This window comes from aff. Roholtiella sp. LEGE 12411 (assembly GCF_015206995.1).
Classification (GTDB): domain Bacteria; phylum Cyanobacteriota; class Cyanobacteriia; order Cyanobacteriales; family Nostocaceae; genus Komarekiella.
The window spans coordinates 1-12,452 of record NZ_JADEXR010000172.1 but is presented as its reverse complement, the minus strand read 5'-3'; the positions used below and the strand labels follow the sequence as shown (position 1 = coordinate 12,452).

Annotated in this window: 21 protein-coding genes; 11 read left to right on the top strand and 10 right to left on the bottom strand. The window is 44.5% G+C overall.

Annotated features, from left to right (window positions below; genetic code table 11):
• Positions 1-135 precede the first annotated feature (135 nt).
• Positions 136-423 carry a hypothetical protein gene (locus IQ246_RS25305; protein WP_194006079.1) on the top strand — a complete coding sequence of 96 codons (288 nt, stop codon included), beginning with the start codon at positions 136-138 and terminating at the stop codon, positions 421-423.
• A gap of 3 nt (positions 424-426) precedes the next feature.
• Complete coding sequence (locus IQ246_RS25300) at positions 427-735, top strand: hypothetical protein (RefSeq protein ID WP_194006078.1); 309 nt, start codon at positions 427-429, stop codon at positions 733-735.
• A 41-nt stretch (positions 736-776) separates the two neighbouring features.
• Here IQ246_RS25300 and IQ246_RS25295 read toward each other — a convergent pair whose 3' ends face one another.
• Positions 777-1,010: a hypothetical protein gene (locus IQ246_RS25295; protein ID WP_194006077.1), complete on the bottom strand. Its 234-nt coding sequence runs from the start codon at positions 1,008-1,010 to the stop codon at positions 777-779.
• Entirely contained in the window at positions 1,003-1,167 is a 165-nt protein-coding gene (locus tag IQ246_RS25290; RefSeq protein ID WP_194006076.1) for a hypothetical protein, read from the bottom strand. The genes IQ246_RS25295 and IQ246_RS25290 overlap by 8 nt, the downstream gene beginning before the upstream one ends.
• Before the next feature lie 96 nt (positions 1,168-1,263).
• Between IQ246_RS25290 and IQ246_RS25285 the strand changes: the two genes are divergently transcribed.
• Complete coding sequence (locus tag IQ246_RS25285; RefSeq protein WP_194006075.1) at positions 1,264-1,698, top strand: hypothetical protein; 435 nt, start codon at positions 1,264-1,266, stop codon at positions 1,696-1,698.
• Between the two features lie 225 nt (positions 1,699-1,923).
• Complete coding sequence (locus tag IQ246_RS25280; RefSeq protein WP_194006074.1) at positions 1,924-2,256, top strand: hypothetical protein; 333 nt, start codon at positions 1,924-1,926, stop codon at positions 2,254-2,256.
• 12 nt (positions 2,257-2,268) lie between these two features.
• Here the strand turns inward: IQ246_RS25280 and IQ246_RS25275 are convergent, their stop codons facing one another.
• On the bottom strand, positions 2,269-2,421 hold the full coding sequence (locus tag IQ246_RS25275; RefSeq protein WP_194006073.1) for a hypothetical protein: 153 nt from the start codon (positions 2,419-2,421) through the stop codon (positions 2,269-2,271).
• Complete coding sequence (locus tag IQ246_RS25270) at positions 2,421-4,082, bottom strand: hypothetical protein (protein ID WP_194006072.1); 1,662 nt, start codon at positions 4,080-4,082, stop codon at positions 2,421-2,423. Before IQ246_RS25270 ends, IQ246_RS25275 begins: the two co-directional genes overlap by 1 nt.
• Before the next feature lie 92 nt (positions 4,083-4,174).
• On the opposite strand from IQ246_RS25270, the gene IQ246_RS25265 reads away from it, so the two are divergent.
• Positions 4,175-4,663: a surface-adhesin E family protein gene (locus IQ246_RS25265; protein ID WP_194006071.1), complete on the top strand. Its 489-nt coding sequence runs from the start codon at positions 4,175-4,177 to the stop codon at positions 4,661-4,663.
• Between the two features lie 131 nt (positions 4,664-4,794).
• On the opposite strand, the gene IQ246_RS25260 is transcribed toward IQ246_RS25265, so the two are convergent.
• The 3 genes from IQ246_RS25260 to IQ246_RS25250 are packed head-to-tail and all read right to left on the bottom strand — an operon-like array spanning position 4,795 to position 5,904.
• Positions 4,795-5,238 carry a GNAT family N-acetyltransferase gene (locus tag IQ246_RS25260; protein WP_194006070.1) on the bottom strand — a complete coding sequence of 148 codons (444 nt, stop codon included), beginning with the start codon at positions 5,236-5,238 and terminating at the stop codon, positions 4,795-4,797.
• Between the two features lie 5 nt (positions 5,239-5,243).
• On the bottom strand, positions 5,244-5,717 hold the full coding sequence (locus IQ246_RS25255) for a hypothetical protein (RefSeq protein WP_194006069.1): 474 nt from the start codon (positions 5,715-5,717) through the stop codon (positions 5,244-5,246).
• Complete coding sequence (locus tag IQ246_RS25250) at positions 5,692-5,904, bottom strand: hypothetical protein (RefSeq protein WP_194006068.1); 213 nt, start codon at positions 5,902-5,904, stop codon at positions 5,692-5,694. The genes IQ246_RS25255 and IQ246_RS25250 overlap by 26 nt, the downstream gene beginning before the upstream one ends.
• Between IQ246_RS25250 and IQ246_RS25245 the strand changes: the two genes are divergently transcribed.
• From IQ246_RS25245 to IQ246_RS25230, 4 genes are all read left to right on the top strand, one after another.
• Positions 5,903-6,229, top strand: a complete 327-nt coding sequence (locus IQ246_RS25245; RefSeq protein ID WP_194006067.1) for a hypothetical protein — start codon at positions 5,903-5,905, stop codon at positions 6,227-6,229. The genes IQ246_RS25250 and IQ246_RS25245 overlap by 2 nt on opposite strands.
• Positions 6,230-6,450: 221 nt before the next feature.
• Entirely contained in the window at positions 6,451-8,040 is a 1,590-nt protein-coding gene (locus IQ246_RS25240) for a hypothetical protein (protein ID WP_194006066.1), read from the top strand.
• A 1-nt stretch (position 8,041) separates the two neighbouring features.
• On the top strand, positions 8,042-8,878 hold the full coding sequence (locus IQ246_RS31040) for a hypothetical protein (protein WP_194006065.1): 837 nt from the start codon (positions 8,042-8,044) through the stop codon (positions 8,876-8,878).
• Between the two features lies 1 nt (position 8,879).
• Positions 8,880-9,341 (top strand): hypothetical protein, encoded by a 462-nt coding sequence (locus tag IQ246_RS25230; protein WP_194006064.1) that lies wholly within the window; start codon positions 8,880-8,882, stop codon positions 9,339-9,341.
• On the opposite strand, the gene IQ246_RS25225 is transcribed toward IQ246_RS25230, so the two are convergent.
• Genes IQ246_RS25225 through IQ246_RS25215 form a run of 3 tightly spaced genes read right to left on the bottom strand, consistent with a single transcriptional unit; the run spans position 9,334 to position 11,041 of the window.
• Positions 9,334-9,579, bottom strand: a complete 246-nt coding sequence (locus IQ246_RS25225; RefSeq protein ID WP_194006063.1) for a hypothetical protein — start codon at positions 9,577-9,579, stop codon at positions 9,334-9,336. The two genes, IQ246_RS25230 and IQ246_RS25225, sit on opposite strands and share 8 nt — an antisense overlap.
• Before the next feature lie 30 nt (positions 9,580-9,609).
• Positions 9,610-10,713 carry a HigA family addiction module antitoxin gene (locus tag IQ246_RS25220; RefSeq protein WP_194006062.1) on the bottom strand — a complete coding sequence of 368 codons (1,104 nt, stop codon included), beginning with the start codon at positions 10,711-10,713 and terminating at the stop codon, positions 9,610-9,612.
• Positions 10,706-11,041 (bottom strand): type II toxin-antitoxin system RelE/ParE family toxin, encoded by a 336-nt coding sequence (locus IQ246_RS25215; protein WP_194006061.1) that lies wholly within the window; start codon positions 11,039-11,041, stop codon positions 10,706-10,708. Before IQ246_RS25215 ends, IQ246_RS25220 begins: the two co-directional genes overlap by 8 nt.
• 440 nt (positions 11,042-11,481) lie before the next feature.
• On the opposite strand from IQ246_RS25215, the gene IQ246_RS25210 reads away from it, so the two are divergent.
• Together IQ246_RS25210 and IQ246_RS31035 are read left to right on the top strand one after the other, a co-directional pair.
• A complete protein-coding gene (locus IQ246_RS25210; RefSeq protein WP_194006060.1) occupies positions 11,482-12,021 on the top strand; it encodes a helix-turn-helix domain-containing protein in 540 nt (179 codons plus the stop codon).
• Between the two features lie 166 nt (positions 12,022-12,187).
• A complete protein-coding gene (locus IQ246_RS31035; protein ID WP_255515638.1) occupies positions 12,188-12,313 on the top strand; it encodes a hypothetical protein in 126 nt (41 codons plus the stop codon).
• Positions 12,314-12,452 lie beyond the last annotated feature (139 nt).

The following is a 12,452-nucleotide window of genomic DNA, read 5'->3' as shown; positions in this document are numbered from 1 at the left end:
GTCAGTTCAACATTGCTGACCACTTTTTCTTTTCAGTGACTTTTCACCTGACCAGATATGTCAATTTTTTATCCATACTTTTCTAAGTATTATTTTCTGCTTGCTTATTTTTAGTCTAAACTCCAGTCAAGCGGATTGCGTGAAAAAGAAGCGCAGAATAATTTTGGTAGGGAATATAAGTTGGTTGACCAGCAGTTTCAAGGGCAAACAGGATTAAAAAATGTAGATTTTGGACATAACTACAAATTAGCTGACCAGCAAGGACAAATACAGACTGGACTAGAAACCTTGCGCCAAGACGCTACAACTAATCGCTTACAACGTCAGCTAGATTCTCAGCAGGGTATGCAGAAATCAGGTTTTGACCAGCAGAATTTATTTAGGGCCCAGTCAGCCGCTCTAGCACTCCGGGGGTTACGGTAATTCATGGAACAGGTAGATTTAGCGATTGTAAAGTTAATTGTAGATTTGAATAAAGAAGGCGCAAGACTCTGGGGTGGACTTAAGCACAACAACCTCAGCATCTACATTGATAAAGTTGTAGGATTACACCAAAACAAAGGTTTGCCAGCAGCGGTAGTGATAGTTGATGGCATCCATTCTGCGCGTGTCAAGGCGATTCAAACCATGCTTAAAGAAAAATCCTTTGCTATCCCTACAGAAGTGCGAATTAACTTTTTAGATGGTTGCGATTTGATAGTGCAGTTTGGTAAAAAAGCAAGAAACCCGCAGTAGACATGCAGGTTTATTTAGATAATTTTAGTATAAAAATACTACTAAAGCGGTGATGCTAGCAACGCCTCTGCTTGCATATCCTTCACAAAAGCGATCGCTTCTTCTTTGCTCCTAGCCACCTGCTGTACAAAGTTAGGCGTGGGAGTGGGGAGAGAAGCTAGAGCAGCGGCTTTAGTTTTCCCACTCACGTCAATGGCTTGATAGCTACCATCGTACCAAGCGTACCAAAGTCGTGAGGTGATGTGTCCATTTTCGAGGTAGAGCAACTTACCCATTACCCATCTCCTGAATTAGCTTCCGTAACTCGGCTATTTCCTCAGCATCTAACGGCCGCTTCAACGCTTTCAATGCCTTTACGCGAGCGCGGCGAACATCCCCTGAATCCATTGCATCAGTGCGGCGAGTGTAAGTACGAGTGCGGCGAGTTGACATAGTGTTTATTGTATCAGGTGATCTAGAAAGCCTAAATATCTGCAAACGGATTTAAAGTATAGCTTGCCATTCTGTTCTTTGCTTGTTTCAATAGAAATGATGACCATAAATATTGCTGTGGCTAAATCAAATCAAGAACGAGCCGCGGCGTACCGAGCGCGGCAAAAGCAAGGAATTGAAATACCACTGTGTAAGTGCGATCGCCCCCTCAAGGGAAAACTTAGTCAGCGGCGGCGGCTATGTCAATTGTGCTTTCTCAACTCGGAAGATGGCAAACACCGCGCCTGGAAACGGGTAAACGCCAAGCGTGGGCGTAATGTACTGCAACAATACTTGCCAAGCTGGGGTAATTGGAAAGTTGGAGATAAGGCGATCGCTCCTGATGGCAGTGAAGGCGTGGTAGGAGCGATCGCTCTTTACGTCAATAGCAGTGTTGAGGCTACAGTACAGTTTACCGAAGAAGTCGGGGAACTATTGGAGGAATCTTTTTTGATTTCTAGTATTAGTTGTTTAATTAACATTAACGCTTAGTTCTTTGCCTGTTACTATTGAAATGCAAGCAAAAGAACAAAGTAATGACTTCAAGAATTTAAAACAGAAGCAGCAGCTAAATCCCCGTCACAAAACAAAATTTACTGTCTTCGCAGCGGGGCGTAGCCCCAGGGCGAATTACGAATTACGAATTATTTACTATATACTCTTGACGCTATGTTCTTTAGTTGTTACACTTAAGAAACAAGCAAAGGAGATAAAACAATGACACTACAACAACTCAAAACCCGCCAACAAACACTACTCAACCTAATCGCTAAGGTAGGCGGCAAGAACAATATCAGAAAGTGGGTTGATGAGTTGATGAGTGTTGAAGCCAAAATTGAAGAATTAGAAGCGCAAAGTCTAAGCGGCGGTTCCCGCCGATCAGAACTTTGTAAGAAAGCAGTACCCGCAGTACAAGTTGTCTACATTGACGACGCCGACCACTTAACCCAACCCTGGACAGTTATCGTAAGCGGCAAGGAAGTAGCAAGATTTGCAACTCGGATGAAGTGCGATCGCCACTTAGCTTGGAAGGGTTTGCAGGCGGCGTAATGGGTGAGGGGACTAAAACCAAGCAAAGGAGCTAGTCCCCTCGTAAAATAGAGTAGCACGCTTAGGGTGAAAGCATGGACAACAGCCAATGTGAGAAGATAACTGTTTGCGATCGCGCCGAGTGAAAAAATATCCGCGCCCCAAAACGACTTTCGCCACTGGCATTAATAATTTCCTTTTGTGATCGGTGAATGACTCCTCAGTCCACTCATACACAATTCAAAAGCATCCGCCAAGTCATCATGACTGGTAGAGCCAAATTCAGTTATCTGTTGAATCAACCGCCCCAGTGGTCTGCGTCCATCGCTCATTGTGCGGCTGTAAAGATTGAAATGGACAAGCTTATTATCGAATAGCCCTGAATGCTTCCGCAGCCTTTCGAGCTTGCCACCGCGACCAGAAGCCGGAACGGGGCGAACGTGCCAATTAGTGATTTGACGACGTTCAATAATGTGTGATTCGTAGTCGCCTTGCAACGACAACCCGTAGGCAGAAGAATCAAACCACAATTCTAATCCCCTTACTGGTACATCGTCCCAGTCGCCTGTTGTGTGGTTGTAGAGTTTAGTCATGGGTAGCAAGTGTTTCCACATCTCCCAAATTTCAATCATTGCGTCTAACTTGGCAGTATTGCCCATAACTCGGTCTTCCCAAGTATCAATTATCCAGTATTCGGGTCTATCCCCATTTTGGCAAACTCCACTCAACACCATTGCAGTGTAATCGTTGGAATCTTTAAGTCCAGCTGATAAGTCAACACCCAGCACCAAACTATCAAAGCGTGAAGGGATAATACCGCGTTGAATGAGGTTGGGGTCAATTGACTGTTGTTTAATGCGGATAATTTTGTTTTGGCGCTGGAAGGCAAATTCAATGGGCATATTTTCCCGCTCCCACTGCAAGCGAGAAAGAGGTGTTCCAGGACTACGCTCGTCCACTGGTTCCCAATAGCTGTACTCTGTGCCATCTTCCTTCTCAAGAAGTGCAGACTGCCTAATCACTCTCCATTTCTTTTCTTCAGTAAACTCTGTACAATAAATATCCACAGGAGTCATCTGCGTCCCAAGACAAATAGCGCGGCTGCCGTCAAAGCGGCAGAATTGCACCACACTGCGCCAAGTGCTTTCCATTGAATTACGCACAGATGCTGCCTTAATTGAGTCTGGAGACTTAATTAAATCATCTAAAAACACAAGCATGGCCCGCCGACTATTCAATCCCCCGTTCAATCCGCCGCAGACATAAGTATATTGCTCTTCTGTCGTTGGCAACCCCGCCCAAGCGAGGTCTATCATCCATTCCTTTTCACCCCATTTCTGTTTAGAAGGGCGCACCCAAGGGAATATCTCTTGGTACTTGTCAGATTGAATGATGGACTGAATTTGCCGAGAGCGAGGAAGCGCAGTTTCAATGTTGTAACTGATACCCATGACTTTTATGGGTATGCGGTTCCACGGTGAAGTGTGTATTCCTATTTCATAGGCAATAAATTGAGCCAGTACCGTGCTTTTGGCCGATTCACGAGGAGCTAATATCAGGGTATCTTCCCCCGCAATTCCCCGTAGATATCTAGAATCTTCTCCTGTAAATAACGCTTCTAACCACACTCTCATGTGGTCATAGGTTATGTGATTGGCGATCGCTAACCTAAAGCTCTCAAAAGAGTTCCACGCTATTGTTTGCGAAGCGGTGGCAGAAGCGATCGCATCACTAAAAGTTTCCCACTCGCGCCATTGTTGTTGTGATCGCTGGCGGTACTTAGCGGTGTTATTTTTGGTTTTGGTTTGGAGGCGCGGGGAGAGATGGGAGGGTGAACCGATAGTCACGGAATCTTTACAGTAGATTACTTACCTTTACCGATGATACTAAGAGCGATCGCCCCTCACACTGGAAATATAATCGAATTTAATCAAAACCCGTGTTTAAGAAAATCGCTGCGTGTCTGTTGCCTTTTTTCATTTGTCTGCCTGCTAGCGCTCAATCTATTCCTATCCCTGCTGAACAATGGATACCTGTCACCCAAGTAGCAAAGGGTGAGGTATTCTCTATTGATAAGGGGACTATTGGTACAGACGGTAATATGCGAACCTTTTGGGTGAATGTTAACCACATCAAAGATAGTAATGTGGCAATCACTAGAATGTATATGGGAGCCAACTGTGCCAACAATGTTGTTGAGTATGGCTGGTTACTCCAAGCTGACTGGCAAGGGCAAGTTATCACGAATAAGTATCCCGGCATGGAACCTGTGCAAGCGTCGCCGGGGACAGCTAACGATAAGCTAGTCAATGCCGTGTGTACTGAGTTCTCGACTGACCCACAGCTTAACGCTTTGACTAGAGCGCGGCAAGCAGACGCAGAGGCGATAACCAGAGCGATACAGATTGGGGCGGGGATGTTTAAGTAGGGTTAAAATAATTCGTAATTCGTAATTCGTAATTCGTAAATTTTGTTTTGCAATGGGGATTTAACCCCAATCGCATTACTTACCGGTTATAGAACCGGGGGACTTTAACCCACGGAATTGAATTAACTTAGTTATTTTAAGTTTTTGGGTAACAACAATTTTCTCATTAATAATATTTGATTACTATTTAAAATTATCTGACACAACCGACAATAGCCAAGTTTCAAATACAGCTTTTGGGCTGGAATGTTGTTTAACAAGACAGTCAAATATATTTGTTTTATGTCTATTTTGACAGCAACCTGGTGAGCGATCGCCATCAAGTCAGAAGCAATACCCAAATTTCTAGCATTGGGCAACACACAGAGGTTGAACAGGTAACAAATATTATCTAATACGACTAGCTCCAACACACCAATAATTTCATCTTGCAATAGAGCAACCAAGCAAAAATATTGCAGAGGGGGCAGCATCAATCTATCTTGTAACCCAGGAAGTAGATAAGGGTGGGAGTAGAAACACTCTTGCATCGCTTGAGCTACCTGGGGTGCATCTTCTGGAGTGGCTAGCCTCAAAGTTATCACGGGCGCTCATCATTACTTTCTTCGCTGCGTGGATCTAGCACCACGTAGCCTTCTTGTTCTAGTTTCTTAGCAGAGGTGTTGACGTTGATATAGTACGGCAGTCCCGTCGCCGCCGCAATTTCTTGAGTTGAGCGACTCAAAATTAAGCTCCAATAGTTCATCTCGCTGGCACTATGTTTTTTGAGTTCTGCTCCTTGTTCTTCTGGTGGCAATTGTTGAATTTCTTTAAGATGCCTTGCTTTAATTTGGAAGATAAGATGAGCATAATCCCGAACAAGTTTGTGGGCTTTGAAATTGGCGATCGCTATATCAGCTAGTTCATCGCTAAGTTTATCAGAAGCCTTCTCTATGGTCTTGTCGCGGGTTACTGTCTTTAACTCGTCTTGGTAGCGTCCCCGTTCGTCTTCCCATGTGTCCTGGACTCTCCAAACCTCAATTGTGGACTTACCGCGCCCTGACGCAGATGCCATTTGCCGGATGGAGATGCGATCGCCCTTGACAAAGCGTTCTTTGCACTGTTCCCGGTTCCATGGCCTTGGCCAATTCCAGTTCACTAACTAATGCTCCAAATAGTTCACAAACAATTCCGATTGAAATCAGGTTTATAGTAGTGCCATCTTCATCAAATTCTGTATCAAAAAAATAACGTTTTTTCATGAGCAACTTTGAATACTGGAACAGCTACAATCCTAATTCAGATTTCGGTTCCTTGATGCCGCCCTTGTTTGGGACGGAGCAACAATCAACGGTTGGCAATCTGCAAGCATCTAGCGCGGGTTACGATCCCTTGTGGGTGTACCAGACCTATGGAAGTCGCCTGCATACCCTTCCCCAAGATCTGCAAGATGCAGTATTTGAAGCAATGCGAGGAGGTACAAATAACCAATTTTTGATGCAATACATTTCCACCTATAGTGGCGGGGCCACGCTCAATAATATTTGGGCAGGGGAAGCGAAATTATATTTACCAGAATTGCAATGAAGAGTATTTGGTAACTTTTTTACTCAGTGCTCAGTACTGAGTTTGCTAAAGAGCACTAAATTAGAGATAGAGAACTTTTCAAAGTTAAAAATTTTACCAGATTATTGAGAGTGCTTCTAATTGCCGCCTCGTTTTGTTAACAAAAGAAAAAAAGGTATTTGCCGGGTGGCTTTTTAAAATCTTCACAATACAATAATGAGAATATTTATACGTAGCTATTAATGAGTAAAATACCTGATCAATATAAAGGTACTGGGTACGGAACAGTATACGGGGACTCCGAAATTAGACAAGCGATCGCTAATGCGGAAGTTGCTAAATCATTAGGCAGTAGTCCTGGTGACGCCTCTGCTGACAATCAAGACGTTCAAATAGCTATTGAAACAACAATTAGAGATACCACCTATGAAGTTCGTGATAACACTGCTGCTGCTTTAAAAGAAGGGGCAGATATCCTAGGCGCAACTATGCCTGCTGGTGGTGCAAGTGGTAGAGGATGGCTCTCAGCAATTTGGAAGCTGGTTAGCGATATCATAGACACACTTCGTGAACGCCTACCTTCCGCTTTAGTGGGTGGTCGTTTTCAGGTTGATGGCAGTGGAGTCACCCAGCCTGTATCATCTGCCGCTCTTACTTCTGTTGATGGGAAAATTCCTAGTAATCTAACTGTTACGAGTGGGCGGCTACTGGTAGATACAGGTGGCGGGGGTGGGGGTGGAACCTCCGATTCAACCGCAGCAAACCAAACTACTCAAATAGCCATCGAAACAGCAATTCGAGATAAGTTGCCTTCTGCTTTAGTGAGCGATCGCTTAAAATCTGAAGTCTTGGGGAATGTGGCAGCTGGTGTTGCTGATACTGGAAACCCAATAAAAATGGGTGGGAAGTACAATGCAATTCCTCCAACTTTAACTGATGGGCAGCGGGGGGATTTGCAGCTATCTGCACGTAGCTTACTGCTATTTGAGACTATTGATTTTACTTCCAGCCCAGCTAACATTACCGCTGCTGATGTTGGCTCATCTACAGTTAGTGGGCAAAATAGCCAGGGTATAATTACTGGTACACCTACTGCTAATAGCACTGTTGCTGTAGCAGGTAGTGGCAATACTTCTTTTTCAGTACTAGTTACTGGTACTTGGGTAGGCACTCTCCAGTTTGAGCGCAGCCTTGATAATGGAACCACTTGGACAAGCACTGGAGCATTTAGTGCGGGTACAAGCTTTTCGGGACAAACCATTACTTCAAATGGTGCATTCCACGGTAATGCTTCAAGTGCTACCAATATCAGAATGCGGGCTACTACGTGGAGTTCAGGAACTGCTACAATCCGTATTTTGCTTGGTAAAGGAACCGGAGCAATTACAATTGGCAATCCAATCAGATTGTACGATCAAGTAAATAATGCTCAAGCTACTATTAAGCCTGCAAGTACAGTTGCAACTGCTGCCGATACTGCAATAGTAGTTGCTGTTAGAGATGCAATTACTGCTGCATATAATCAATTTGCCGCAGAAACAATTCTGACAGCACCTACCACAACTTCTAATTTAGATGTAACGCTGTACCGCAGAATTACCTGCCAATTTACTGTTGCAAGCATTAACACCAGTGTTGATGTGCGATTAGAAGGTAGCTGCGATACAGTCTTTTTTAATTTATCGCCTACAAATACCGATACAAACATTACAGCTAACGGCACGTACGCTTTTATCCTGGAATCAATTGCCCTTCATCGAATTAGATTCAGATTTGTTACTGAAACAGGTGGAACAGCAGCAACAATTGCAGTGAGGTTTGTAGGGGGCTAGTATGGCAATATTTTTACAGCGTTCAGGTACAAGCGGTAGCACTACATCCGGCTCGCAGGTTTTTACTAGTTCAGGAATATGGACTAAGCCTGCGGGCATAAGCTGGGTAATTGTTGAATTATGGGGTGGTGGCGGTGGGGGTAGAGGTGGTGGTGGAGATACAGGCGGCGGCGGCGGCAGTGGAGGCGCTTTTGTTTGTAAAGCTTTTATAGCCTCAGCCTTACCTGCTAGCGTTACTGTTGCTGTTGGTGCAGGTGGCACTGGCGGCACTGCTAGCAGTAACTCAGGCGGTAATGCAGGTGGCGAAGGCGGAACAAGCAGTTTTGGGATTCTTGCTTATGCCCACGGAGGAGGCAGTCCACCGGCTTATTCTAGTGGGCCAGGAGCGAATTCATTTTTTTCTGCTGCTGAGGCTGCATTGTATTTATCTTATTTTGATGGTGGTAGCCCTTCTGTTCCTAATGCCACTTATGGTGGCGCTATTAGTAGCTGGAATAGTGACGGATTTGGGTCTACCTACGGTGGCAATGGTGGTGGTAGCGGTGCTATTGATCAAAACAACGCTGGATTTGCTGGCGGCGCTTCTAACATAAGACTAGGCGGAGGCGCTGTAGGCGGTGCTAATACTGGTGGCAATGGGGCAAATGGTACAAACTCAACTACAGGTGCAGGCACTGGCGGCGGTGGCGGTGGCGGAAATATAACTACTGGTAATGGTGGTAATGGTGGTAATGGCGGAGCACCCGCCAGTGGTGGTGGCGGCGGTGCTCGTGGGGGCAGTCTAGGTGGTGCGGGTGGTGCGGGTGGACGTGGTGAAGTCAGGATTTATTGGGGGTAGTATGCGGTACGCAGTAATTAAGAATAATACAGTTGTTAATACAATTATTGTAGAAAATTCAGAAGAATTTTCTACAGAGGATTTATTAATTCAAAGTGATTATGCCGGAATTGGCGATCGCTGGGACGGTAAAAGTTTCATAGCATCTCCACCACTGCCATCTCCTCCTAACTGGAACGCATTCAACAAAGCACTGCTTTTAAATGTGGCTTACAACAGAGTAACTCAGTTTTCTATCAACCAAGTCGCTGTGCGGCGATTGGAAACAATTGCGATTTCTTTAGATGTTGCTAGTAGTGCAAATCAAGATTACACGATTTTCATTGTGTTGTGGAACGCCATGATTGATGGGTTGCCTGTCATAAATAGACCTACGCCTGAAGAAATTGACGGGTGGAAGGCGATCGCTCTTACTGCAAATATACCATTCAGTTTTGCTCAAGATGGCAAGATAGTTATTTGATTTGATCAATTTCTTCAAGGCTTCGCTGCACTGCATTTTGATCAAGGTCATACACTTTAGCAGCACGTTTGATAAAGTGCTTTTTAATTTCCTTTTTAAAAGTAAGCGAGGGGATACTTGCGGCGGCGAGACCTTCCATATCAGCCAATAATTCGGTGATACTAAAACCTAAAAATTCATCGTAACCAGTGACTGCCCAATCCACGATTTCACCCCACGCGGGAGCATCTGGTTTCAACTCAGAGAAGTGAGAAGTTTAGCTTTTCGGCTAATCTAAAACCCACTCAAGTCGGCGCTTTAGGTCGTTGCAGTGACTAGGCAGTAAAATTCCATCATGCTGAAGTCTGCCAACTACAATCCCTGGTGCAATGCCAATTTCAGCAGCAAACTGCTCAATGGCCACTTTAGTCCGTTGTTGACCTGAAGCTAGAAATCGCTTCAACTCAATAGGGGGGATAAGTATGTCCGCAGCGAATTTGTTTGCTTCTTCCTCATTCGCTAAATCCTCAACAGCACCAACACCTTTCCCTTCCAGGAAGACATCACGCTTACCATGCAGCAGAATATGACCAGATTCATGGAAGAAAGCAAACCATAAATGGTCATCAGTTTTATGCCGCAGGCTGAGTTGAATCAGCGCTTTCTGAGGATTTAACCAGCGTGTTGCTCCACAGGCTCTTGTCTTGGGAAGTTCCGGTATAAAAACCACAGCCACACCTGTTTCAGCACACAGTTGCACTAATTCTGGTTGAAAAACCTCTGGTGTTTTCATCGTTAAAGCGCGGACTTGTAGCAGTGCCTCCCTGAACTTATTCTCATCATAGGTAGCACTCTTGATTTCAGCTGCTTCAATTTCTCCTTGACGCAGCCAAGCAGCCATTGCACCAGGCTCACTTTGAAAAGCCTGCGATTTCCTAAAATCCACATGAGTACTACACCATATTCCCTCCCATTGTTCAGGGGAGGCGACGGCGAAAAAATTTAGCACTTCCCGCAATTGCTCAACTTTGTCCTGATAGCGCCGAATCCAACCAAAATCAATCATGGCTTTTACAGGAATTTGTCTAAGCCATGTGACTTCTTTTTGCAAGCGCTCTTTTTCTTCAAGTCGTGCTAAAGTTTCCCGGTATTGTCGTTCACGGTTGTTCCAAAAACTAGCGGGGATACCTAATACACGCTCTAGCTGCAATGCTGTTTCAGGAGTAATAGCTACTTTGGCATTAATGATTTCGTTAATTGTTTTTTTAGGTCTCCCTGTACGTTCCGCCAGTTCAGCTTGGGACATACCCCGCTCTTCAAGGATTTCTTGAAGAGTCTCCCCAGGAGGAGAAACGTAATCTGGCGTGTATTGATTTTGGATTGCATTACTCATGAGTATCCTCCACGCCCAGTATTCTAACGGCAGTTACTTTATTCCAGTCGATGCCACCATCTGGTTTGGTAGGAATTGGTTCATCTGCTGGCTCAAATATTAGCCGATATGGATGATCCAAATCTAGCGATAACTGACCTGCGCGGTCTTGAAGCAATTCGTGACACCTTCCTGGAAGATTTCGCATATCTTCAAGTACGTTGGCAGCACGTAAACTATCTAGTCGTCTTCGGATGCGTTTTGCTCTATCTGCACCATGATTTTTCTCTAGAAGCCTTTGGTTATTGCACTCTTTTTCAAATTTACGATTATTGAATACAATATCCATTGTAGCAAGCTTCTACTAATATTGTTAACCCTTAAGGTTAATAACATTCTAGGCGCTTGAACTAAAAATGACACCAATTACCCAAAAATTACCGTAAAGCTGCTTTATGATAGTACATTTGTTCTAAATCGGCTTCATGCTCAAAATTTCAGCTTTTTCATCTAATAGGGTGTCCGCCGAGAGTTAGAGTCGAGGCATCTTGTTCAATTTAGGCGTTGGGATTTACAGCTTTCAAGTCTAAGTTCTTCGCTCCAATTTCTGCGCGAGCAAGTGCCTACGTTCATAAGACACTGGCATCACATAGCAATCCAATATTATTGGCATTTCAGCATTTTTCACTGTCCGTCACTTCCGCCAATAAATGACGGTCGTTGACGGTACTACTTTTTTGTGATTCAATACCGTCATCGACCGACAGCAGTTGACGGGAGTGACGGAAGATGACGGAATTCAACAAAGCCGAGGCTTTAGAGTATTTAGGTGTGAGCGAGCGTACCCTTGAGAGGTACGTTAACAAAAACAAAATTGGCGTGCGATATGTCAACAGTCCAAGAGGTAAACAGCCAGTATTTGAAGAGGCAGATTTAGCCAGATTTAAGGCAGAGCAGCAGCAATCAAATTATCATCCTTCTGTAGTCACTGAGCAACGCCAAAGTGTAATTAATGAGTCTGTATTAAAGCAAAATGCACTTAGTTTTGCACCTACTTATGCGCTAAACGAAGACGAAAGAGCAGCGATTCAGGTATGGGTTGAAATCGCTACTCAAACTCAATTATTGGAAATAATCAATCATAAGTTACTTTTGAATTTAGACGAGGCGGCGGCGGTTTCAGGATTGGCGCGATCGCACCTAGAGAAAGCCGCTAAATCAGGTGAATTGAATGCTCGGAAAATTGGGCGCGGGTGGAAGTTGAGGGGAGAGGATTTGAGTGATTATATAGATGGGTTGTTTGGGGGCAATAAGCGCGGCAGCGGATGAAATTAGGAGTCAAAAATATTCTCAAAATTCTTCAATACGATATCGATATCTGTTTATGAACTACATTTGGATTTTTACTTTTGGTTTCGCTTGTCGCGCAAAATGAAAAACTCCATCCCCTTGTGGGTGGGGTTCTTGGGCGAATGGCATTGGTCGCTTCTTTACCATGCCCCATACCCAAAGCGGCGCATCGCAGAGTATAGAAGTGATGCGATCGCTAACGCTTCTCATGTTGAATGCGATGTCTGCAAAACCCCAAAGCCTTGCTATTGCTACATTTCTATATGTTTAATAGCAAACATTGTTCTGAGCAGCAAGTAGACAAAGGAGCACTCAAAAAGCAAATAGAACGACTACGGGGCGCTGGATGCACCAGGATTTACTGGGACATCCAAAGCCGGACAACGGAGACGCGGGACGGTTTAGAACGA